Origin of the sequence: Streptacidiphilus anmyonensis (genome assembly GCF_000787855.1) — a bacterium.
GTDB classification, from domain to species: domain Bacteria; phylum Actinomycetota; class Actinomycetes; order Streptomycetales; family Streptomycetaceae; genus Streptacidiphilus; species Streptacidiphilus anmyonensis.
The window spans coordinates 37,518-60,689 of record NZ_BBPQ01000047.1; the positions used below are offsets into that span (position 1 = coordinate 37,518).

Below are 23,172 nucleotides of genomic sequence, written 5' to 3' on the forward strand. Positions count from 1 at the left end.
CCGTCCTCTGCCGCCGTGACCGCGCAGAACCCACGAAAGGGAATCCCGATGAACCAGATCTCCACCGCCGCGACCGTCGAGACCGAGCTCTCCGCCGAGGCCGTGGACGCGACGGAGCAGGACCCCGCGGGCGGGATCACCCTCTCGGGTCGCAACCGGGTCTGCGCCCGCGCCCGGGTGCTGGCGGGCCTCGTGCTGACCAGCGGTCTCGTGGTCGCGCTCAGCACCATCGACACCTCGGTCTCCGCGCCGCACATCTCCTGATCGGGAATCAGGTAAGAACTCGGCATATCGGGCGAGGGCACTGATCCGCTTGTGCGGGTCGGTGCCCTCGCTTCGTCACAGGTCCTCCACAATGACCGTCCGCAGTCTGCCGTCGACGTGCACCTATCAACTACGATCAGCGATCATGCGTTCTCAGGCGGCACGCGTCATCGGACGCGATACCCAGCTGGGGCACCTGCGGCAGGCACTCGAGGATGCCCGCCAGGGCCGTGGCGGCGCCGTCTTCATCGTCGGCGAGGCCGGGGTGGGTAAGTCCCGCCTCGCGGCGGAGGCGGCCGGCGAGGCGTTCACCGCCGGCATGCGGGTCCTGCGCGGACGCAGCACCGCCACCGGCCCCACCGTGCCGTTCCGGCCGCTGACCGAGGCGCTGATGTCGCTGTTCCGCAGCGGCGAGCCGATCGACGACCAGGCGCTCGGCCCCTACCGGCCGGTCCTCGGCCGCCTCATACCCGAGTGGAGCGTCGGGGACCACGAGAACAGCTCCATGGTGATCCTCGGCGAGGCCGTGCTGCGCCTGCTGATCGCGGCCGGGCGCGGTCGAGGCCAACTGCTGCTCCTGGAGGACCTGCACGAGGCCGACCCGGAGACGCTCGCCGTCGTCGAGTACCTCGTCGACAACCTCGAGTACACGCCCGTGACGCTGCTGGCGACGATCCGCACCGAGTTCAGCGACGCCCTCGACCTCGCCTCCGCCGCCCGGCGGCGCGGCACCGGCACCGTTCTGGACCTGCCGCCGCTGACTCGGCCCCAGGTCCAGGAGCTGATCGCGGTCGGCCTCGGCGTCGAGCCCGCGCACGTGCCCGAACCGGTGCTGGAACGGCTGTGGGACGACAGCTCCGGCAGTCCGTTCCTGGTGGAGGAGCTGCTCCAGTCGCTGGTCGGCGGCGGCGCGCTGGTGCAGGGCCTGGACGGCTGGCGGGTCGTCGGCGACCTGCGCAGCGACGTGTCCGGCTCGCTGGCCCGAGGCATCCTGCGGCGGATCGACCGGCTGGGCCCGCAGGGCCTCGCCCTGCTGTCGGCGGCGGCCGTGCTCGGCCGCCGGTTCCCGCTGACGGTGCTCCAGCGGATGACCGGCATCGACGACCGGAGCCTGCTCAGCCACCTGCACGCGGGCGTCGCCGCGCAGCTGGTGCTGCCCGACGAGCCCGCGCCGGACTGGTACGCCTTCCGCCACTCGCTCACCCCGGAGGCGCTGTTCACGCAGCTCACCCCCGACAACCGGGCGCAGCTCGCGCACCGGGCGGCGGACGCGGTCGAGGAACTGCACCCGAGACTCACCGGCGAGTGGTGCCCGCTCGCCGCCGAACTGCGCCTCCAGGCAGGGCAGGAGGCCGAGGCGGGCCGCCTCTACGCCGAGGCCGGACGCCGCGCCCTGGCGGACGGGGCGATCGGCTCCGCCGTCGCCCTGCTGGACCGGGCCGAACGCCTGCTGAGCGGCCTGGACGACGCCGTCGCCCGCGCCGAGGTGCTCGAGTCGCTGCTGCCCGCCCTCGCCGAGGCCGGGGAGTTCGGGCGCGCCTTCGACCTGGCCGAGCACCTGCGCGAGCTCGGCGGCGCCGGCCTCAGCCGGTCGCGGGTCGCGGCGCTGCACACCCGCCTCGCCAAGGTGGCGCACACGGCCGGGCGTTGGGTCGACGGAAACCGCCAGGTCGCGCTCGCCCGCGACGCCCTCGGCCCGCTCGCGGACGAGGCCGACGTGGCGCCCGTCGACGTGGTCGCGGCCTATCTGGCGCTGGACACCCCAGGCCCTGACCGCACCCAGTTCGCCGAGAAGCTCGCCCGCTCCGCGGTGGAGGTCGCCGAGCGGCACGAACTGTCCATCGTCGCCTGCCAGGGCTGGGAGCTGCTCGCCGTCGTCGCCAGGGAACGCGACCCGGAGGAGGCCCAGTCCGTCCTGGAACGCGCGCTGGGCGCGGCCGAACGGCACCGGCTGCCGCTCCAGCGCCTGTACGCGCTCACGCGCATCGGCGGCAACGGCTGGCTGGCCGAGACCGACCCCACCGGGCTGCGCACCGCCCGGGAGGAGGCGCTGCGCCTCGGCGCGGCCACCATCGTCTACACCATCGACGGCATCCTGATCCTCGACTCGGTGCTCCGCGGCGAGTTCGACCGCGCGCGGGAGGCGGCGGAGGAGTGCCTGACCGTCGTGCGCCGTCTGCGCCTGGCCCCCGCGATCCGCTACACGCTGATGGCCAGGGCCAGCGCGTCCGCGCACCTCGGCGACCGGGCCGGCATGGAGGAGGCGCTGGACGCCTTCTCGGCCTGGGACGGCGCGGGCTCCCAGGAGGAGGTGCTGGCCGTCGGCCTGGCCCGCACGTTCTGCGCGCTGATGGAGGAGGACCGCGAGCTCGCGCGCCGCGAACTCGCCGAGGTGGCCCGGCTGGAGCGGGACAACCCCAGCACGTACTACCTGAGCGGCCGGCTCGGCGTCGGCGTCCTGCTGGACGTCCTCGACGGCCGCGCCGACCACACCGCGCTGAGCGCGGCGGCGGCGACCGCCCCCGGCCGGATGCGCTGGAACCGCCAGTTCCTGGCCCTGGCCGACGCGGTCCTCCTCGGCCGCGAGGGCCGCGGGGACGCGGCGGCCGCGGCGGTGGCCCACGCCGTCCGGGAGGCGGAACCGTACCCCGTGGCCCAGCAGCTGGGCCTGCGGCTGGTGGCGGAGTCGGCCCACGCCGACGGCTGGGGCGAGCCGGTCGCGTGGCTGCGCGGGGCGGAGGTCTTCTTCCACCAACGGGAGGTGCCGACGGTCGCGAACGCGTGCAGGGCCGCGCTGCGCGGTATGGGTGTGTCGGTGCAGCAGCACCGCAGCGGGGCGGACCGCATACCCGAAGGTCTTCGGGCGCAGGGGGTCACGGTCCGCGAGTACGAGGTGTTCGTGGTGCTGGCGGAGCGGCTGGGCAACAAGGACATCGCGGAGCGGCTGTACATCTCGCCGCGGACGGTGGAGAAGCACATCGCCGCTCTGATCGCGAAGACGGGAGCCACCAACAGAGCCGCACTGTGTGCACTGTCGGCAACTGTTCAGGGGCGCGGGGAACTGCGTGACAAGCCACCCGGGGCAGTCGGTCCTCGCTGAACAGGGCCGTCCGCGCAGGCTGGTCTCTCGCGCCCACGCGGCGGAGCCGCACATCGGCAGAGCCCCGCGCCCCTGACGAGCTACCGCATGGCGCGAACCTGAGACGACGAGAGTGTGGCAAGCGCCGTCAGAGCCAGGATCACCGCCGGAAGCGCGAACAGCGCTCCCGCGCCCGTGCGCGCCAGCGCCCCGCAGGCCACGAGGGAGATCGGCGCGGCCGCGTAGCCGAGGACCATGTCCACCGAGACGACCCGGCTCAGCACCTCGCCCGGGATGTTCCGCTGGATCCAGCTCAGCCCGAAGACGCCCTGGAAGCCGATGCCGAATCCCATCGCCAGGACCACCGCCACCGCCGCGATCGGGCTGCCCACCAGCCCGAGCGCGCTCATGCCGATGGCCAGCCAGCCCGCCAGCGCCGCGACCATCAGGCCCACGCGCGGGCTGCCCTTGACGACGCCGCCCAGCAGCGTGCCGAGCATCGCGCCGCCGGCCAGCGCGCCGTTGAGGAGGCCGAGGGTGGTGGAGCCGCCGTGGCCGGCCGCGCGGGCCAGCGTGGCGAAGCCGACCGTGAAGGGGCCCGCGTAGGAGAAGTTGACCGCGGTGTCGAGGGCGAGGATGGTGCGGATGCGCGGGTCCTTCAGGGCGAAGCCGACCCCGACGCGGATGCGGGCGCCGAGGCCTTCGCCCTTCTCGCCGGGGGCGGCGGGCTTCGGGCGGCTCGTCAGGGGACGGATGCGGGCGACCAGCAGGCCGCAGAGCGCGAAGCAGACGGCGTCGACGAGGAAGGCGACCGACGGCTGGGTGACCGCGACCACGACGCCGCCGAGCGCCGGGCCCAGCACCGCGCTGATCCGGGTGCCGGTGCCCAGCAGCGCGTTGGCCTGGGTGAGCAGCTCCTTGTCCACGACCGACGGCAGCACCGTGACGCGCGCCGGCTGGAAGAACGCGTCCACCGCGCCGAACAGCGCGGCCGCGCCCAGCAGCATCCACAGGCCGAGCCCGCCGCCGAGGCCGGCCGCGCCGACCGCGCCCATGACCAGGGCGCGGGTGAGGCTGGAGGCGGTCATCAGCGTGCGCGGGGACCACTTGTCGCTGAGCGAGCCGCCGACCAGGGTCAGCAGGGCCCGGGGGATGGCCTGGAGGGTGAGCACGTAGCCGAGGTCGAGGGTGGAGTGGGTGACCGCGAGCGTGATCCAGGAGAAGGCGATGGTGCTGAAGCCGTCGCCGAGGAGCGAGAGGGACTGGCCGAGCCAGAGCAGACGGAAGGAACGCAGCCGGAGGGGAGCCCAGAGCCGGGGTGCCTCGGCTTCGGCTTCGGGGGCGGTGGCGGGGGCGGGTGCGGACGCGGTGGCAGCCATGGTGAGGGGAGACCTTTCGTGGGGGCGCCGTCCCTGCGGACGGCGCCCCGGAGTGGAGGGGACGTCAGTACTGGACGGGCAGGGCGGTCAGGCTCCGGTTGAGCAGGGACGGCTGCCACGCGAGCCGTCGCGCGTCCAGGGCGAGCCGCGGGCGGTCGCGGACCAGGACCGAGACCACGACCCCGGCCACCAGGCGGGCCAGCGCCGCGCCGATGCAGAAGTGCGCGCCGAAGCCGAAGCCGAGGTGGGTGCCGTCGGCGCGGCGCAGGTCGAAGGCGTCCGGCTCGGGGAACTTGGCCGGGTCGCGGTTGGCCGCCGCGGTGACCAGGAAGATCCGGTCGCCGGCCTGCACGGTGTGGCCGTCCAGGTCGAAGTCCCGTGCGGCGTTGCGGATCGACATCTTCGACGGTCCGTCCAGCCGCAGCGTCTCCTCGACCGCCACGGCCGCGAGCTCCGGTTCGGCCTGGACGGCGGCCAGCAGCTCCGGCTGGGCGAGCAGCGCCAGCATGGTGTTGGCGATCAGGTTGCTGGTGGTCTCGCCGCCGGCGAAGGCCATCTGGGTCAGCATGCCGACGAACTCCGCCCCGGTGACGGTGTCGCCGACGCGGCCGGCCGCCAGCACCGAGCTGATCAGGTCGTCCTTGGGGTCCGCCTGCCGCTGCGCGACCAGGTCCGCGAGGTAGTCCTCCAGACTGCACAGCGACTGGAGCGAGGTGCGGTACTCGCTCTCCTGCTGCGCCGTGCCCAGCACCAGGTCGGCGACCTTGGCGTTCCAGTACCAGAACGAGGGGCCGTGGGCCTGCGGCACGCCCAGCCAGCGGGCGAAGACCAGGGCGGGCAGCGGCTTGGCGATGTCCGCGTACAAATCGCCGGTGCGGCCCGGGGCCGCCTTGCGGGCCAGCATGGCCTGGGTGGCCCGCTCGGTGAAGGTCCGGTAGCGCCCCACCGCCCGTGCCGCGAACTGCTCCTGGAAGACCTGCCGCAGGCGCCGGTGGTTCGGCGGGTCGTTGAAGACCATCCAGCTGGACAGGATGCCGAAGGCGCGCTCGGCGTCCTCGCGGGCGCCCTCGGGGACGGCGTCCATCAGCGGGCGCACCCGGTCGGCGGAGACCGCCGGGTCGCGCAGGCAGCGCATCACCTGGTCGTAGCCGGTGACCAGCCAGGCGCGGTGCATCGGGCTCCAGAAGACCGGCTCGTGCTCGCGCAGCGCGTTCAGGTAGGGGTAGGGGTCGGCGTTGACGGCGGGGTCGAGCAGGTAGCGCTCCGCGAAGCGCGTCAGTGTGGTGGTGGTCATCGACGGGTCTCCTGCCCGGTGGCGGGGGTGAGTTCGGTCAGCAGCGCGGCCAGGTTCGCGACCAGCGGGTCGGTGAGCATGGTGCGGTGGTCGCCGGGGAGGGTGTGCACGGTCAGGCCGCCCGTCGCCAGCTCGCGCCAGCGGGCCACGTAGGTGGCGTGGTCGACGTCGAGGCCCGGCATCGGCTCGCCGTCGGGGAGCTCCGCGCAGGCCTGGCTGATGACCAGGTGGACGTGGCCGGGGTAGGGCCGCAGCTCGTAGTCGGCCAGCGCGGCCAGCAGCGAGTGCCAGACCTCGATCGGCGCGTCCGCGACGAGCGCGGCCTCGCTCGTCGCCATGCCGGCGGCGAGCAGCCGGTCCTGGAGCATGGCCGAGGCCTCCGCCCGCTCCGGGGAGCCCTCCGGGGTGGCCCGCAGCGCGTCGCGCAGGCGCAGGGCGTCGGCCATGTCGGCGACGAAGCCCGCGAGGCGTTCGGCCGCCGCCGGGTGCGGCAGGTACGGCTCGATCAGCACCAGCGGCGCCACCGGCCGTCCGGACTCCGCGAGTTGGGTGGCCAGCTCCAGTGCGATGTTGGCGCCCATGGACCAGCCGAGGATGGACCGCGGGCCGTTCCTGTCGCCGCTGTCGCCGTGGGCGGCGATCTCGGCCGCGTAGTCGGCGGCGATCCCGGGCACGGTCCGCGGGTCGACGCCGCCGACCAGGCCGCGTGCCTGGAAGGCGGCCACCGCGCTCCCCTCGGGCAGGGCCCGCGCCAGCGGCACGTACCAGGTGGCCGAGCCGCCGGTCGGGTGCACGCAGTACAGCGGCGCGCCGTCGCCCGCGCGCAGGGTCACCTCCGAGCGGATCACCGACGGCGCGGACCGGGCGGCCCGCACGGCCAGTTGGGCCACCGTCGGCGCCTCGACCAGGTCCCGGACGGTGACCGCGACGCCGCGCGCCAGCGCCTTGGCCGCCACCCGGACCGTCGACAGGGAACTGCCGCCGAGCTCGAAGAAGTCGTCGTGCACGCCGATCCCCTCGACGCCCAGCACCTCCCGCCAGACCTCGACGAGCGCCAGCTCGGCGGGCGTGGTCGGAGCGACGTAGGCGGCGCTGAGGTCGGACCGCTCCAGGGCGGGGGCGGGCAGAGCCTTGCGGTCGACCTTCTCGTTGCTGGTCAGCGGCAGAGCGTCGAGGAAGACGAAGCGGCCGGGGACCATGTAGGCGGGCATCCGGGTGCGCAGTGCCTGACGGATCGTCTCCGCGCCGAGCTCCGCGCCCGGCGACGGCACGACGTAGGCGACCAGGCCGGGGCCGCCCGGCAGGTCGGTGCGGAGCAGCACCGCCGCCGAGTGCACCTGCGGCAGCTGCCGCACCGCCGCCTCGACCTCGCCGAGCTCGATCCGCAGGCCGCGCAGCTTGACCTGCGAGTCGCGGCGGCCCAGGTACTCGACGGAGCCGTCGGCGCGATGGCGGCCCAGGTCGCCGGTGCGGAAGAGACGGGCGCCGGGTGGACCGAAGGGGTCGGGCACGAAGCTCGCCGCGGTGAGCGCCGGACGGCCCAGGTAGCAGCGGACCACGCTCGGCCCGCCGACGTGGATCTCGCCGGGCACGCCCACCGGGACGGGCTGGAGGTCGCGGTCCAGCAGATAGGAGCGGGTGTTGCGGACGGGTCCGCCGATCGCCGGGCGGCCCTCGCCCGGGTGGCACTCGGCCAGGTGGGACCAGACCGAGGTCTCGGTCAGGCCGTAGCCGTTGAGGAAGCGGCGGCCGCGGGACCAGGCGTCGGCCAGTTCGGCCGGGCAGGCCTCGCCCGCGACCATCAGCGTCGCCAGCGCCGGCAGGTGCTCGCCCGGCATGACGGCCAGCGCGGTCGGCGGCAGCACGGCCGCGGTGACCCGCTGCCCGCGCAGGGTGCGGGCCAGGTCCGGGCCGGCACGCAGCGCGTCCTTGGGCGCGGTCACCAGGCACGCGCCGTTGGCCAGGGCCCAGGTGAGCTCGAAGACGCAGGCGTCGAAGCTGGACGAGGCGAACTGGAGCACCCGGTCCTGCGGCGTCGGCCGCAGGCCGTCCCGCTGGGCCTGGAGCATGTTGGCGAGGCCGGCGTGGTGCACGGTGACGCCCTTGGGGACGCCCGTCGAGCCGGAGGTGTAGATGACGTAGGCCGCGTGCAGCGGGTCGACCGCCTCGTCCCCGTCCTCGGGTTCGCTCTGCGGCGTCGCGTCGGCCGGGTCGTCGACGAGCAGCACCCGCCCGTCGAACGGCACCGCGTCCGCCAGCCCGCGCTGGCTGATCAGCACGGTCATGCCGCTGTCGGAGGCCATGAAGGCGAGGCGCTCGGTCGGGTAGGCGGCGTCCAGCGGGACGAACGCGCCGCCCGCCTTGAGCACCGCCAGCACCGACCGCACCAGCTCCGGTCCCCGGTCCAGGCAGACGCCGACCATCGTCTCGGCGCCGACACCCAGTTCGCGCAGCCGCACGGCCAGGCGGTCGGCCGAGGCGTCGAGTTCGGCGTAGCTCAGCACCGTCTCCCCGTGGGCGAGGGCCGGGGCGTCCGGACGGAGCCGGGCCTGCTCGCGGACGCAACCGTGGAAGGTGAGCTCCGGGTCGGCGGCCGTGGGTCCCTCCGCCCAGGTGACCAGGGCCTGTTCGCGAGCCGCGCCGCGTAGTACCGGACGTGCGGCCGGGGCGCCGGGGTCGGCGAGCATCGCGTCGAGGCACTCGCGCAGCAGGTCGGCGAGCTGCTCGGCGGTCGCGGTGTCGAAGCAGGCGGCGTCGGTGTCCAGGGTGAAGCCGCCGGGGCTCGCGTTGAGGGCGAGCGGGAAGGTGGTCCGGGCGACCTCCAGCGACTCGTCCCAGCTGTCGCCCTCCAGCCGGTGGAAGTTGACGTAGTTGAAGACCGCCTCGACCAGCGTTCCTGCGCCGGGGCACAGTTGCTGGATCCGGGCCAGCGGTACGCGCCGGTGCGGCATCAACTCCTGCTCGGCGGCGAAGACGTGACGCAGCAGGCCCAGCCAGCTGGTGTCCTCGGCCGCGGTCGGCAGACCGAACGGCACGGTGTTGAGGAAGAGCCCGCGCATCCGGTCCGCACCGGCGTACTCGGGGCGGCCGTTGACGACCATGCCGACCGCGTGCGGGCCGGCCGCGTCGTTCTGCTCGGCGAACATGCCCATCACGTGGTGGAACGCGGTCAGCAGCACCGTCCGCAGCGGCACGCCGGCACGGCGGGCCAGCTCGCCGAGCGGCCCGGTCAGCTGCGGGAAGGAGCGCCGCGCCTCGTAGAGCGAGCTGTCCTCGGCGGCTCGGCGGACGAAGTGGACCGGCTCCAGGTCGGCGAGCGTGCGCCGCCAGTAGGCGAGGCTCTCCGCGCTGCCGCTCGCCGCGCGCTCCAGGGCCACGTACTCGGCGAACGCGGGCGCCGGCGGGAGCTCCGGTGCGGCGCCGTCGACGACGGCCCTGCGGTGCAGGTCCAGCAGGTCGGCGATGAGCGAGGTCAGGCTCCAGCCGTCGAGGACGATGTGGCAGTCCGTCAGGACCAGCCGCAGTTCGGCCTCGTCGACGTGGAAGAGGTGGATCCGCACCAGCGGCGCGGCGGCGAGGTCGAAGCGCCGGTCGAACTCGCCCTGCACGTGGACCTTCAGGGCGGCGCGTTGCTCCTCGTGCGACAGGCCGCGCAGATCGCTGTAGCCGATGGGCAGTTCGGCCGTCGGGTGGACCAGCAGCGTGGGCTCGGCGAACGAGGCGAGGTCGACCGAGGAGCGCAGGATGCTGTGGGCGCGCACCACCGCGTCGGCGGCGGCCTGGAAGGCGACGAGGTCGAAGCCCTCCGGGACGGTGATCTTCAGGTCGGTGACGTTGTGGTACGCGCCCCTGCCCGGATCGGCCAGCATCTCGTGCAGCATCCCGGCCTGGAGCGGGGTGAGCGGGTAGGCGTCCTCCAGCCCCTCGGGCAGCCGGGCGGCGTCCGCCTCGTCCAGCTGTGAGAAGGGCGCGACGGGCGCGGGCGTGTCCACGGCGGTCGTGGCCAGCCGGGCGAGGTCGGCCAGCGTGCGGGCGCGGAACACGTCCGCGACGCTGACGCCCAGCCCGCCGGCGCGGGCGAGGCCGACCACCCGCAGCGCGAGGATGGAGTCCCCGCCCAGGTCGAAGAAGTTGGCCGTGCGGCCGACCCGTTCGGTGCTGAGCACCTCGCCCCAGATCCGGGCCAGCGCCTCCTCGGTGGCGCCGACAGGGGCCTCGTAGGCGGTCCCGGCCGTCTCGTCGGCGCCCGCGACGGCGGCGAGCGCGTTGCGGTCGACCTTGCCGTTGGCGGTGATCGGCAGCTTCGGGTGGCGCACGAAGAGCGCCGGGACCATGTACTCGGGCAGGTCGATCCGGAGCCGGTCGCGCACGGCTGCCGGGTCCAGCGGGCGGCCCTCGGTCGTCACCACGTGCGCGACCAGGCGTGCGCCGCCGTGCGCCTCGGTGCGGGCGACCACGCAGGCGTCGGCGATGCCGGACTGGGCCTTGAGCGCCGTCTCGATCTCGCCGGGCTCGATCCGGTAGCCGCGGATCTTCACCTGGTGGTCGGCGCGGCCGACGTAGGCCAGCTCCCCGTCGGGCAGCACGTGGACCAGGTCGCCGGTCCGGTACATGCGCCGGCCTGGTGTGAACGGGTCGGCGGGGAAGCGTTCGGCGGTCAGCTCCGGGCGGCCCCGGTAGCCGCGGGCCACGCCGCCGCCCGCGACGTGCAGCTCCCCGACGGCGCCGCGCGGGGCGAGGCGGCCGTGGGCGTCGAGCACGTAGCCGTGCTGCCCGGTCAGCGGGCGGCCGATGGGCGAGCGGACGGGCCCGTCCGGGTCGGCGGCGGTGACGGCGCGGAAGGTGACGTGCACGGTGGTCTCGGTGATCCCGTACATGTTGACCAGCGCCGGCTTGCCCGCAGCGCTCACGGTGCCGCCCGCGAACCAGTCGCGGTAGTCGCGCACGTCGAACGCCTCGCCGCCGAAGACCACCACGCGCAGGCTCAGATCAGCGAAGTCGAGGCCGGACTGGGCGAGATGGGCGCGCAGACCCTTGAACGCGGCCGGGGTCTGGTTGAAGACCGTGATCCGTTCGTCCCGCAGCACCCGCACCACCGACGACGGGTCGCGCACCTCGTCCTCGGTCAGCACGACGACGCGGCCGCCGCTGGCCAGCGGACCCCACAGCTCCCAGACGGAGAAGTCGAAGGCGGGGGAGTGGACCAGCGTCCACGCGTCCCCGGGGCCGAAGTCGAAGTGCTCGTCGGCCGCGGCGAGCAGCCAGGCCAGGTTGGCGTGGGTCAGCTCGACGCCCTTGGGGCGGCCGGTGGAGCCGGAGGTGTAGATGACGTAGGCCAGGTCCTCGGCGGCCGGGGAGACGTCCGCCTCGGGTGCGGCGTCCGGCTCTGCCGTGTTGTCCGCAGTGCCGTCGGCGTGCAGCGGGACGATCTCGACCGGCAGGCCCTCGACGGCCGCGCCGCCGACCGCGTCGGCGATCACGTAGCGCACGCCCGCGTCGTGCACGGTGAACTCCCGGCGGGCACGCGGGTGGTGGGGGTCGAGCGGCAGGTACGCGCCGCCCGCGCGCCAGACCGCCAGCAGCGCCACGGCCAGGTCCACGGACCGGCCGAGGCAGACCCCCACCAGGGACTCCCGGCCCACCCCGAGCGCCCGCAGTCGCCGGGCCAGCGCGGAGGCGGCCTCGTCCAGCTCGGCGTAGGTCAGGCTCCGCCCGCCGCCGCTCACGGCGACGGCGTGCGGCGTGCGGGCGGCGTGCTCCGCGACGCGCTCGGGAGCGGTGCGCGGCCGCGACGCCGCTACGGCGGCGGGCTGCGCCGGCCCCCGCGCGCCCAGCAGCCAGGCGCGCTCGGCGGGCGTCAGCGGGTCGACGGTGCTCAGCGGCGCGTCCGGGGCCTCGGCGAAGGCGCGCAGCACGGCGACGGTGTGCGCGGTCAGCGCCTCGGCGGTGGCGGCGTCGTAGAGGTCCGGGCGGTAGACCAGGACCAGCTCCAGCGCGCCCTGGTCGTCGCGCAGTTCCAGGTGCAGGTCGAACTTGGCGCTGGTGAGCTCCACCGGGAACGGCACGGCCTGCGCGCCGCCGAGCGCGAAGCCGCCCCGCCCCGCCTCGGCGTGCGTGAACAGCACCTGGAACAGCGGGTTGCGGGTGAGGTCGCGCTCGGGGCTGAGCGCGTCGACGACCTGCTCGAACGGCAGACCCTGGTGCGACAGCGCGCCGAGGACGCTGTCGCGGGTGCGGGTCAGCAACGCGGCCGGCGTCGGGTCGTCGGACAGGTCGGCGCGCAGCACGAGCGTGTTCACGAAGAAGCCGACCAACTGCTCGGTCTCGGCCCGCTCGCGGTTGGCGACGACCGTGCCGAGCGACACGTCGCTCTGCCCGCTGTGGAAGGCCAGCACGGCCTGGAACGCGGCGGCGACGGTCATGTAGGAGGACGTGTCGGTGCGGCGGTTCAGCTCCGCGAGCGAGGCGCACAGCTCCTCGGGCAGGGCGGCCCGGTGGGCGGCCCCCTCGTGGCACGGGGTGGCCGGGCGCGGCCGGTCGGTCGGCAGCTCCAGCGGCGTGAGTCCGGTCAACCGGCCGCGCCAGTAGTCCAGTTCGGCGCTCTGGTCGGCGGCGCGCTGCCACACGGCGTAGTCGGTGTAGTCGATGGGCAGGGCGGGCAGCGACGCCGGGACGCCCTCGGCGCGAGCCCGGTAGAGCTCGCGCAGGTCGCGCACCAGCAGGTCCAGCGACCAGCCGTCCGAGACGATGTGGTGCATGGCGAGCACCAGCACGTGGTCCTCGTCGCCCGCCTTCACGAGCGTGGCCCGGAAGGCGGGCCCGGCGGCCAGGTCGAAGGGGCGCGTCGCGGCCTCCTGTACGGCCGCGCGCACCGCGTCGCCCTCCGCCTCGACGACCGCGAGCGGCAGCCCGGCGGCGTGGACGCGCTGCATCGGCAGCCCGTCCTCGGCGGGGAAGGTGACGCGCAGCTGTGCGTGGCGGGCCACCAGGTCGTCGACGGCGGCGGCGAGCGCGGCCGTGTCGAGCGGGCCGGTCAGCCGCCAGGCGGCCGGCATCAGGTAGGTCGGCGCGCCGGGGTCGATCTGGTCGAGGAAGTACAGCCGCTGCTGCGGCGCCGACAGGGGCACCTCCTCGGGGCGCGGGTCGAGCCGCGGGATCCCGGTGGGCGCGACCTGGGCCGCCAGTCCGCGCAGCCGCTGCTCCAGCAGCTTGCGCGCGGCGTCGGACAGGACGGGACGGGGCTCGGCGCCGGGTACGGTGACCGGCCGGATCTCCGAAGTGGTCATGATGCTTGGGGTCCAATCAGGGCTCAGTCGGTCGTTCGGTCAGTCGGTCCAGGTCAGGGACAGGTCGATCTCGTCCTCGCTCATGGCGGAGATCAGCTCCACGAGCTGCCGTTCGACCTCGGCGGCCAGCAGCTCGACGGTCGGGTGCTCGAACAGGTCCCGCACCTGGACGGGGCAGTCGAAGGCGGTCCGCAGGCGGGAGGCCGCCGAGACGGCGCGCAGCGAGTGCCCGCCGAGCGCGAAGAAGTCGTCGTGGACGCCGACCTTGGCCACGCCCAGCACCTCGGCCCAGATCTGCGCGATGACGATCTCGGTGGGGGTGCGCGGGGCGGTGAACTCGACGGGCGCCGGCGGCTCGGGCTCGGGCAGGGCGGCGGTGTCGAGCTTGCCCTGCACGGTCAGCGGCAGCTGGTCCAGCAGCACGAAGACCGAGGGCACGAGATAGCCGGGCAGTTCGGCGCGGCAGTGCGCGGCCAGCTGGTCGGCCGAGAGACCGGAGCCTGCGACGTAGCCGACGAGCGCCGGTTCGCCGCGCAGTTCGCGCACCAGCACCGCGGCGGCGTGCACCCCGGCGTGGCGACGCAGCACCGCCTCGGCCTCACCCGGCTCGACCCGGAAGCCGCGGATCTTCACCTGGTTGTCGCTGCGGCCGACGAACTCCAGCTCGCCGCTCGGCAGTCGGCGCACCAGGTCGCCGGTGCGGTAGACGCGGCCGCCGCCGGCACCGAACGGGTCCGGCAGGAACCGCTCGGCGGTCAACGCCGTACGGCCGAGATAGCCGCGCGCCAACTCCGGGCCGCCGACCAGCAGTTCACCCGGGATGCCGACCGGGACCAGCGCGCCGTGCGCGTCGGCCACGTAGGCGCGGCGCGAGCCGAGCGGGCGGCCGATCGGGACCCGGCCCGCCACCGGGGCGTCGATCTCGTGCGCGGTCGCGGAGATGACCGTCTCGGTGGGCCCGTAGGTGTTGACGACGTGCACCTCCGGCAGGTGCCGGAACCAGGCAGCCAGCGGCCCGGACGGCAGCACCTCGCCGCCGGTGACCAGCAGCCGCAGCGAGGCCAGGTCGGACCTGACCGTGTCCAGGCGGGCCACGACCTCCTCCCAGTACGAGGGGGTCAGCTCCATCACGGTGACGCCCTCGTCCCGCACCCGGGCCGCCAACTCCTCCACCGACCAGACCTCGTCCGGCCGGACCACCACCCGCGCGCCCACGCTCAGCGCGGGCAGGATCTGCTCCAGCGAGGCGTCGAAGGAGAGCGAGGCGAAGGTCAGCACCCGGTCCTCGGGCGTGAGCCGGAACAGCTCGCGCGCCGAGGCCACGTGCGCGGCCAGCGCCTGGTGCTCGACGCCCACGGCCTTGGGACGGCCGGTGGAGCCGGAGGTGAAGATGGTGTAGGCGAGGTCGTCGGGCGCGTTCCGGTGCCGAGGTCCGTCCGGGTCCGGCCGCACCTCGTCGACGCGCAGCAGCGGCACGTCCAGTCCGGCGAGGGCGGAGGCGAGGACGGGGGCGGTCGCCGCGTCGGCGAGGACCAGGGCGACGCCGGCCTCGGCCAGCATGTAGCGCAGGCGCTCGGCGGGCAGCTGCGCGTCCATCGGCACGTACATGCCGCCCGCACGCCAGACGGCGGTCATCGCCGCCACCGAGCCGGTGCCGCGCCGCAGGCAGACGCCCACCGGCGTGCCCGCGGTGACCCCGGCCGCGACCATCGCCGCCGCCAGGCCGCCGGTCAGCGCGTCGAGTGCGGCGTAGGTCAGCCGTTCGCCCTCGCAGACCAGCGCGACCGCGTCCGGCTCCCCCGCGACGGCGAACGGCGGCGCGGCGGCGGCCTCGACGCCCGCGGCGGCGACCAGTTCGGCGCGCTCCTCGGCTGTCAGCAGCTCGATCCGCTCCACGACCGCGTCCGGGTCGTCCAGCACCGCCTCCAGCACCCGGCCGACGTGCGCGGCGAAGCGCAGCGCGGACTCCGGGTCGAACAGGTCGGCGGCGAACTCGACGTTGAGCGCGAAGCGGTGCGGGTACAGCAGGAAGGCGGCCGTCAGGTCGAACTTGGCCGAGCGCCACGGGAGGGTGAAGCCGCTCGCCGTGAGGCCCTCGATGCCGGGACCGCCGGTCGCGGACTCCTGCACGTCGACCATCACCTGGAACAGCGGGTTGCGCGACAGGTCGCGCTCCGGGCGCAGCTGCTCCACCACGCGCTCGAACGGCACCTCCTGGTGGTCGAAGGCGTCCAGCACCCGGCCCTTGACCTGCTCCAGCAGGGCGGTGAAGGTCGGCTCGTCGGAGAGGTCGCTGCGCAGCACCACGGTGTTCACGAAGAAGCCGACCAGCCGCTCCAGTTCGGCCCGGCCGCGCCCGGTCACCGGCGTGCCGACGGCGATGTCCGTCTGCCCGGTCCAGCGGGCCAGCACCGCCTGGGTGACGGCGAGCAGCACCATGAACCGCGTCACGCCGTGCTCGCGGGCGAAGCCCTCCAGCCGCGCGCCCATCTCCGTCGGCAGCGTCAGCTCCACCGCGCCGCCGCGCCCCGACCAACCCGCCGGGCGGGGACGGTCGGTGGGCAGCTCCAGCACCGGCACGCCCCGCAGCGCCTCCGCCCAGTGGTCCAGCTGCGCGTCCAGCGCGCCGCTCTCGGCGCGGTCGCGCTGCCAGACGGCGTAGTCGCCGTACTGGACCGGCAGCGGCGGCAGGACGGCCCGTCGCCCGACCAGCTCGGCCCGGTAGAGCTCGGTGAGCTCCGACAGGAACACGTCCTTGGACCAGCCGTCGGTGGCGACGTGGTGGAAGACGACGACGGCGACCTGGTCCTCGGCGTCCAGCTGCCAGACGCCGGCCCGCAGCATCGGCGGGCGGGTCAGGTCGAAGCGGCGGGTGGCGAGGGCGTGGGCCTGTCGCCGGATCTCCTCCAGGCGCTCGGCCTCGTCCACGCCGTGCCCGGCGCCGAACCACTCCAGTGGCACCGGGACGGCGTCGCAGACCTGCTGCACCGGACGGCCGTCGATCTCCAGCAGGGCCGTGCGCAGAACCTCGTGACGCTCCGTCATGGCATTGAGCGCCGCCTGCCAGGCGTTCCGGTCCAACCGGCCGCGCAGCCGCCAGGAGAACCAGAGCACGTACTCGTCGCCCTGGTCCGAGGTGCGGTCCAGGAACCACAGGCGCTCCTGCGCGAAGGAGAGCGGCAGCGGACCCGAGCGGTCCACCGGGACCACCTGCGCCCCCGCGGACTTGCGGGCGGCGGCGACCAGCGGGCCGAACTCGCGGATCCGCGGGTTCTCGAAGAGCGCGCGCAGCTCCACGTCGCGGCCCAGGCGCTCCGCGACGCGGGAGACGGCCATGGTCGCGAGCAGCGAGTGGCCGCCCAGCTCGAAGAAGCTGTCGTCGATGCCGATGCGCTCCACACCCAGCACGTCCGCCCAGACGGAGGCGATGAGCCGCTCGTCGTCGGTGCGCGGCGCGGCACAGCCGGCGCCGGAGGCGGAGCGGTCCGGGCGCAGGTCCGGCAGGGCGGCCCGGTCCAGCTTGCCGGAGACGGTGACCGGCAGCGCGTCCAGCACCAGGAAGTCCGCGGGCACCGCGTAGTGCGGCAGCCGCTCGGCGCACCAGGCGCGCAGCGCGGCGGGGTCGACGTCCTCGCCGACGACGTAGCCGCCGAGGCTCTGCCCGGTGGCCGCGTCCGGGCGGACGGCGGCGGCGGTCACGCCGGGGGCCGACCGCAGCACCGCCTCGACCTCGCCCAGCTCGATACGGAAGCCGCGGATCTTCACCTGGTCGTCGCGGCGGCCCAGGAACTCCAGCTCGCCCGAGGGAAGCCACTGCACCACGTCGCCGGTGCGGTAGAGACGGCCCCCGTCGGCCGAGAAGGGGTCCGGCACGAAGCGCTCGGCCGTCAGCGCCGGACGACCGAGGTAGCCGCGGGCCACCTCCGGTCCGCCGATCAGCAGCTCGCCGGGGACGCCGACCGGGACCGGCTCGTCGTGCGCGTCGACCACGTAGGCGCGCCGCCAACCGAGCGGTCGCCCGATCGGCACGCGGCCCTCCACCGGCCCGACGGCGTCGAACACGGCCGCGGTGACGGTGGTCTCGGTCGGGCCGTAGGCGTTGCAGACCCGCACCTGCGGCGCGGCCTCCTGCCAGGCGGCCAGCGCGCCGGAGGGGACCGCCTCGCCGCCCAGGATCAGCAGGCGCAGCGTCGCCAGCTGCGCGGCGGAGCGGCGGTCCAGACTGAACGCGAGCTCGGTCCAGAAGGTCGGCGGCAGGTTGACGACGGTGAGGCCGTGCCGGGCGACGGCCTCGGCGACCTGGGTGGGCAGCCACGGCTCGTCCGGGCGGATCACCACCTGCGCGCCGCAGCCGAGGGCGGGCAGCAGCTGGTCGAGGGAGGCGTCGAAGCAGAAGGAGGAGAAGGCGAGCACACGGTCCTCGGCGGTCACCCCGAACCGCTCACGGGCGGCGGCGACGTGCGCGGCCAGCGCGCGGTGCTCCACGCCGACGGCCTTGGGGCGGCCGGTGGAGCCGGAGGTGAAGATGACGTGGGCGAGCTCGGCCGGGTGCGGGGTGTGCCGCGGCGCATCGGCGTTCGGCACGACGGCCTCGACCCGGACCACAGGCAGCGGCGCGCCGCCTGCGACAGGCGCGCCCGGGGCGGGAACAGCGGTACCGGAGCCGTCGGCGGGCGTCGGCCCGCCGGCCGGGGCCGCGTCTGCCCCAGGTGCGTTGGCGGCGGGCGCGGGGCCCGCGTGCGGCGCGTCGGCCGGGTCCGGCACGGCCAACTCCTCGGCGAGGAACGCCGTCCTCTCGTCCGCGACCAGCGCCGCGAGGCCCGCCTCCCGGACCATGAAGGCGAGGCGCTGCCGCGGCAGGTCCGCGTCGAGCGGCACGTACACGCCGCCCGCGCGCCAGACCGCCGCCATCGCCGCCACGGACCAGACGCCGCGCCGCACCAGCACGCCGACCGGTCCGCCCACGCCGACGCCCGCGTCCCGCAGGGCTTCGGCCAGGCCGCCGGTCAGGCCGTCCAGCTCGCCGTAGCCCACCCGGCGGTCGCCGCAGACCAGCGCGACGGCCTCGGCCGGACCGCCGATCGCCACCGGCGCGGGCTCGCCGTCCGGCCGGTCCGCGGCGCGGCTCCACTCCTGCACGACGGTGTCGACGTCCACACCCTCGGACGCGCCCGGCAGCAGGCCGGTCCGCGCAGCCAGCTCGCGTACCGGGGTCTGCGGCTCGGCCAGCACCGCGCGCAGCAGCTCGACGTACGCGGCACCGAACCGCTCCATCGTCGCCGGGTCGAACAGCGCCGTCGCGTACTGGAGCCGGGCGGCGATGGCGCCGTCCGGGCAGAGGTTGAGGTCGAGGAAGACGTCGAGCGCCGTCCCGCCGAGCGGCGGCGGCACCAGCTCGACCTCCAGGCCGGGCAGGCTCAGCTCGTGGTGGGCGGTGTTCAGCAGGGTGAACGAGGCCTGCGCCAGAGGGTGCCGGGACAGGTCGCGCTCGCCGCCGACGGCCCGCACGACGGTGTCGAACGGCGCCTCGCAACGGGACAGGTCCTGCAGCACGCCGCCCCGCACCCGGTCCAGCAGCGCGCCGAACGCGGGCCCGCCGGAGAGGTCGGCCCGCAGCACCACGGTGTTGACGAACGGGCCGATCAGGTCGGCCACCTGGGCGCTGCCGCGGTCGGCGAGGGTGGAGCAGACGGCGATGTCGGTGCGGCCGGACCAGTGTCCCAGCAGCGCCTGGTAGACCGCGAGCAGCAGCATGTAGCGGGTCGCCCGGTGCTTGCGCGCCAGCACGTCCACCTCGGCGACGAGTTCGGCCGGGAGCCGGAACCGGACCACGTCGCCGGCGCCGTCCCAGAACCGGGGACGCGGCCGGTCCGTCGGCAGGGCGAGCGGCGCCAGCCCGTCGAGGCGCTCGCGCCAGTACCCGAGCAGCTTCTCCATCCGCGCGCCGTTGAGCCGCTCCGCCTGCGCGGCCGCCACGTCGGCGTACTGCAGGGCGGGCGCGGCCACGGCCTCGCCCTGGTACCCGGCCGCGAGCTCGCGCATCAGCACGTCCCAGGACCAGCCGTCGACCGCGATGTGATGGATCGTCACCAGCAGCACGTGGTCGTCGGCCGCGAGCCTGGCCAGGACGGCGCGCATCGGGTGCTCGGTCGCGAGGTCGAGCGGACGGGCCAGTTGCTCGGCGAAGAGGGAGGCGACGTCCGTCGCCTCGACCCGCTCCAGCGTCGAGCTGCCCGCCGGATCCACCGTCGGCACGGGCTCGCCGCCGACGGCGGTGAAGCGCGTCCGCAGGACCTCGTGGCGGTCGGCGATCCCGGTGAGCGCGCGCTCCAGCGCGTCGGCGTCGAGGGGACCGCGGAGCCGCAGGGCGAGCGGAAGCAGCGAGCCCGAGGCGTCCTTGGCGAGTTGGTCCAGGAACCAGAGCCGGCGCTGCGCGAAGGACGCGGTGCGTGGGCGATCGTCGTCGTGCGCGCCGTCGGCGACGGCTGAGGTTGCGGTCACAGGGGGCCTCCAAGCGGTGTTTCCTGCAGATTGCCGCTCGGGCCGCCATGGCCAGTAGGGAAGAAGACGCAGCGCTGCGCGCAGCGCGCGCTCCCGCACAGGGGCGCGAGGCTGTGCCCGACATGCGGCTCCGCCGCGTGGGCGCGAGCACCCCCGGGGCGGACGGCCTGTCGCAGCGGGACCATCCGCATGCCGGTGGCTTGTCGCGCAGTTCCTCGCGCCCCTGAGGTGGTACAACACCGCGTCTGAGCTGACCTTTAGGCATCACCTCCGGCGACGTCTCGCTCGTCCACCGCGACGAACCGCAGCTCGCTGGTGTAGGTGTGGCCGGCCGCGTCCGTGAGCCACGTCTGCTCCGGGGTCGGCAGCATCTCGGTGATGACCACCCGCCCGTCCGGGTCCTTGCGGGCCAGCCTGCGCATCGCCTTCGCCAGGACGGTGACGTAGACGGGGCTGTCGAAGTCCACGTAGAACGGGCGGGACTCGGTCGGGGAGACCACGAACACGAAGCGAGGCAGGCCCTGCTGCTCGCGCCAGCGCCGGGCGCGGACGAAGCGCCGGCGTTCGTCCTTCTCCTCCGGGAAGCCGAGCGACGCGGCGGGCAGGCGCCAGGTCTCGCGGGCGACGACCAGCCGGTCGACGGTGACGCGCGGGGTGTGCTCCGCCTCGGGCAGGATCTGGAACAGGTCCATCGCGAGCGTGGTGAGCACGTGCGCGAAGACGTCCACGGCCGGGAACTCCGCCCCGTCCGGCAGGACGACCCGCAGCGCGCCGTCGCGTTCCACCACCGCCACGTCAGCGCTGAGCAGCGTGCGCGGATCGGCGGGGTCGCCGGTCTGGTCGACCAAGGCGACCTGGTAGTCCTCGGGCCGCCGCAGCGCGTACTTGACCCGGGCGGAGAGCCGCGAGCGGTGCTCCTTGGGCAGCAGCGGCGCCAAGCGGGGGCCGGGATGGTCCCGCTCGGTCAGCGCGGCCAACTCCGCCGGGTCGGCGTGCTGGTGCACGAACAGCGAGGCGCCGAGCGTGTTGGAGGCCAGATGCAGCTCGCCGAGGACGAGTTGGAACTCGCCCCGCTCGATCGCGTCCACTCCCCGTGCCGCGATCATCACGTCGGGGCTCAGGTAGCGCGCGGCGGTCCAGCCCGGTCCGTCCGCGACGGCGAACCGCTCCGCCACCGCCGCCGCGACCTCCGCCAGCCCGCGCCGGACCCGGCGCACCCCCGGTTCGGGGTCGAGGATCGCCTGCCAGTGCGCCTGGAACTCCTGCTGGAGCCGCTGCGCGAGCCGGCGTGCGTCGCCGTGCAGGATCGGCATGCAGGCGAACCAGAACGAGGCCAGGTTCACGGGGCCCTGCGCGGCGAGTCTCGCGTGCACCCCCTTGGCCGCGTCCATCACCTCCGCCGCGAGACGGGAGGTGAGCCACCCGGCCGCGGTGAACAGCGGCTCCAGGGAGGCGGCGACCACCGCGCCGACCTCGGCGCCGATGCTCGCCGTCGCGGAGCGTCGGCAGTCGGAGTAGACCAGCGCCCGGCAGGGAGCCGTCCCGGCGGACTTCTCCCGCACCGCTGCGGTCTCGGTCAGCTCGACGAACTCCCGCTCCAGCAAGGACATCGCGGCGACGACCTGGTCCGCGCCCCGCGCGGAGCGCACCCGTTCGCGACCGCGCTCCAGCAACTCCAGCCCGTGCAGCCCGCGTTCGCGCACGCCGAAGTCACCGACGGTGTCCAGCCACGCACGCAGCCAGCGTTCCGGACGGGTGGCGGCCGGGACCTCCAGCCGCCACACCGCCCAGCGGCGGCGCACGAGTTCGTCCAGCAGGGCCGCGACGTCAAGCTCCGGCAGCTCCTCGGCGATGCGGCGGGCGGTGCGGACGCCGTCGCAGCGGGCCAGCACGGCCGTCAGCTCGGCTCCCGCCTGCTGCGGCGGGCGGCCCGGCACGAGGACCTCCTCGCCGACCGCGCGGACGAACGGCACCCGCCTCGGCGCCGTCCACTCCCGCACGGCGGGATCGGCGGCGAGGTTCGCCGCGAGGGCGTCCACCGCCCAACCGGCGAAGTACAGTTCGGTCGCGGCGACCAGGCCCTCGCCCGGGTCGACGCGGACGCCCGCGCCCGCCTCGCCGTCGAACCGGCCCCAGCCGACGGGCCCGAAGAAGCCGATGGTGTCGTTCTTGACGCAGAAGCGCTGCCAGTAGTGGGCGACGAGCTCCTCACGCTGGCGCGGCATGCTGGTGCGGCCAGCGGCGGTCGGGGTCCAGTTCAGGAACGGCTTGATGCCGGAGTCGAGCACGGGCCGGTTCTGCCACGCCACGGCCTCGCGGAAGGCGGGGGTGCGGGCGATGTCCTGGAGCGCGTACGCGGTCGCGACGGCGGCCTCGTCGAAGCCCTCGGCGAAGGCGTCCCAGTCGGGTCCGGTCAGGGCGTCTCCGGGGCCGAACTTGTCGGCCGCCTCGGCCAGCCCGGCGGGGGCCAGGCGCAGCACCCCGTCGGCCGGGAACCCCGGGCCGCGCAGCGCGAACTGCTCCCACAGCCGCCACCGGCCGCCGGGCAGACGGATCTCGGTCACCTCAGGTCTCCTCCTCCCTTCCGCCGCCCGGATCAGGCCTGGACGAGGTCTGCTTCGACGACCTCCGCGAGCTCCAGCGGGCTCGGGTAGGCGAAGACCAGCGCGACCGGGATCTCGGCGCCCAGCGCCTCCTGGAGCCTGCTGGTGATCTGGAAGGCGGTGAGCGAGTCCCCGCCGTTCTCGAAGAAGTCGCTGTCCTGGTCCAGGCCGGAGACGCCCAGGGCGTCCTGGTAGACCGAGACGACCAGGTCGATGGTGCTGGTGCCGGAGGTGGTGGTGACGGTCATGACTGCTGCTCCTTGGGAGAGTCGGAGGTGTGGGAGGAACGGGAGGAGTTCGAGGAACCGGAGGCCCCAGAGGAACTGGAGTCCCCGGCGGAACCGGAGGGGTTGAGGACGAGGGGGAGCCGGGTGGCGCGGGCCGTCGCCGCGCGCAGCGCCGCCGGCGTGTTGCCGCCGGAGACCACCGCCACGGCGGGCCCCGCGCCGCGGTGGCGCAGCGCGCCGGCCACGGCGACCGCGCCGCTGGGCTCCGCCTCGACGCCGTGCCCGGCCAGCAGGGCGACCGCGGCCAGGATCTCCGCGTCGGTGACCTCGACCACGGCGTCGACGCGGTCGCGGACGATCGGGTAGGTCACCACGCCCGGCTGTTGGCCGCGCAGTCCGTCGGCGACGGTGTCGCTGGGCGGCAGCCGCAGCGGGCATCCGGCGGCGAGCGAGCGGGCGTAGCGGGGGGTTGCGGCGGGTTCCACGCCGACGACCCGCACCGGGCGGTGCCACGCCGCCAGGCAGACCCCGGCCAGCAG

General features: G+C 75.0%; 9 protein-coding genes. 2 read left to right on the top strand and 7 right to left on the bottom strand.

Going from position 1 to position 23,172, the window contains the following annotated elements; translation table 11 throughout:
- The first annotated feature begins 48 nt into the window (after positions 1-48).
- Together TR50_RS30050 and TR50_RS30055 are read left to right on the top strand one after the other, a co-directional pair.
- The gene (locus TR50_RS30050; protein ID WP_042429231.1) at positions 49-264 is read left to right on the top strand and encodes a hypothetical protein; all 216 of its coding nucleotides are present in this window, start codon (positions 49-51) and stop codon (positions 262-264) included.
- A gap of 145 nt (positions 265-409) precedes the next feature.
- A complete protein-coding gene (locus tag TR50_RS30055) occupies positions 410-3,364 on the top strand; it encodes a helix-turn-helix transcriptional regulator (RefSeq protein WP_042429234.1) in 2,955 nt (984 codons plus the stop codon).
- A gap of 80 nt (positions 3,365-3,444) precedes the next feature.
- Here TR50_RS30055 and TR50_RS30060 read toward each other — a convergent pair whose 3' ends face one another.
- The 7 genes from TR50_RS30060 to TR50_RS30090 form a co-directional block, all read right to left on the bottom strand.
- Entirely contained in the window at positions 3,445-4,722 is a 1,278-nt protein-coding gene (locus TR50_RS30060; protein ID WP_042429238.1) for an MFS transporter, read from the bottom strand.
- A 64-nt stretch (positions 4,723-4,786) separates the two neighbouring features.
- Positions 4,787-6,016, bottom strand: coding sequence for a cytochrome P450 (locus tag TR50_RS30065; RefSeq protein ID WP_042429241.1), 1,230 nt, complete (start codon positions 6,014-6,016; stop codon positions 4,787-4,789).
- Positions 6,013-13,302, bottom strand: a complete 7,290-nt coding sequence (locus TR50_RS30070; protein WP_084701211.1) for a non-ribosomal peptide synthetase — start codon at positions 13,300-13,302, stop codon at positions 6,013-6,015. The genes TR50_RS30065 and TR50_RS30070 overlap by 4 nt, the downstream gene beginning before the upstream one ends.
- Positions 13,303-13,341: 39 nt before the next feature.
- Complete coding sequence (locus TR50_RS30075) at positions 13,342-19,803, bottom strand: non-ribosomal peptide synthetase (RefSeq protein ID WP_042429244.1); 6,462 nt, start codon at positions 19,801-19,803, stop codon at positions 13,342-13,344.
- A gap of 257 nt (positions 19,804-20,060) precedes the next feature.
- Positions 20,061-22,367 carry a lantibiotic dehydratase gene (locus TR50_RS30080; protein WP_042429246.1) on the bottom strand — a complete coding sequence of 769 codons (2,307 nt, stop codon included), beginning with the start codon at positions 22,365-22,367 and terminating at the stop codon, positions 20,061-20,063.
- Between the two features lie 32 nt (positions 22,368-22,399).
- Positions 22,400-22,654 carry an acyl carrier protein gene (locus TR50_RS30085; protein ID WP_042429249.1) on the bottom strand — a complete coding sequence of 85 codons (255 nt, stop codon included), beginning with the start codon at positions 22,652-22,654 and terminating at the stop codon, positions 22,400-22,402.
- The coding region (locus TR50_RS30090; RefSeq protein WP_152648720.1) for a pyridoxal-phosphate dependent enzyme at positions 22,651-23,172 on the bottom strand (522 nt) is incomplete at its 5' end. The genes TR50_RS30090 and TR50_RS30085, both read right to left, overlap by 4 nt.

What these genes read in the sequence shown, in the direction of transcription:
- TR50_RS30050 (WP_042429231.1), top strand. Translation starts at nt 49, where the DNA reads ATGAACCAGATCTCCACCGCCGCGACCGTCGAGACCGAGCTCTCCGCC.
- TR50_RS30055 (WP_042429234.1), top strand. Translation starts at nt 410, where the DNA reads ATGCGTTCTCAGGCGGCACGCGTCATCGGACGCGATACCCAGCTGGGG.
- TR50_RS30060 (WP_042429238.1), bottom strand. Translation starts at nt 4,722, where the DNA reads ATGGCTGCCACCGCGTCCGCACCCGCCCCCGCCACCGCCCCCGAAGCC.
- TR50_RS30065 (WP_042429241.1), bottom strand. Translation starts at nt 6,016, where the DNA reads ATGACCACCACCACACTGACGCGCTTCGCGGAGCGCTACCTGCTCGAC.
- TR50_RS30070 (WP_084701211.1), bottom strand. Translation starts at nt 13,302, where the DNA reads ATGACCACTTCGGAGATCCGGCCGGTCACCGTACCCGGCGCCGAGCCC.
- TR50_RS30085 (WP_042429249.1), bottom strand. Translation starts at nt 22,654, where the DNA reads ATGACCGTCACCACCACCTCCGGCACCAGCACCATCGACCTGGTCGTC.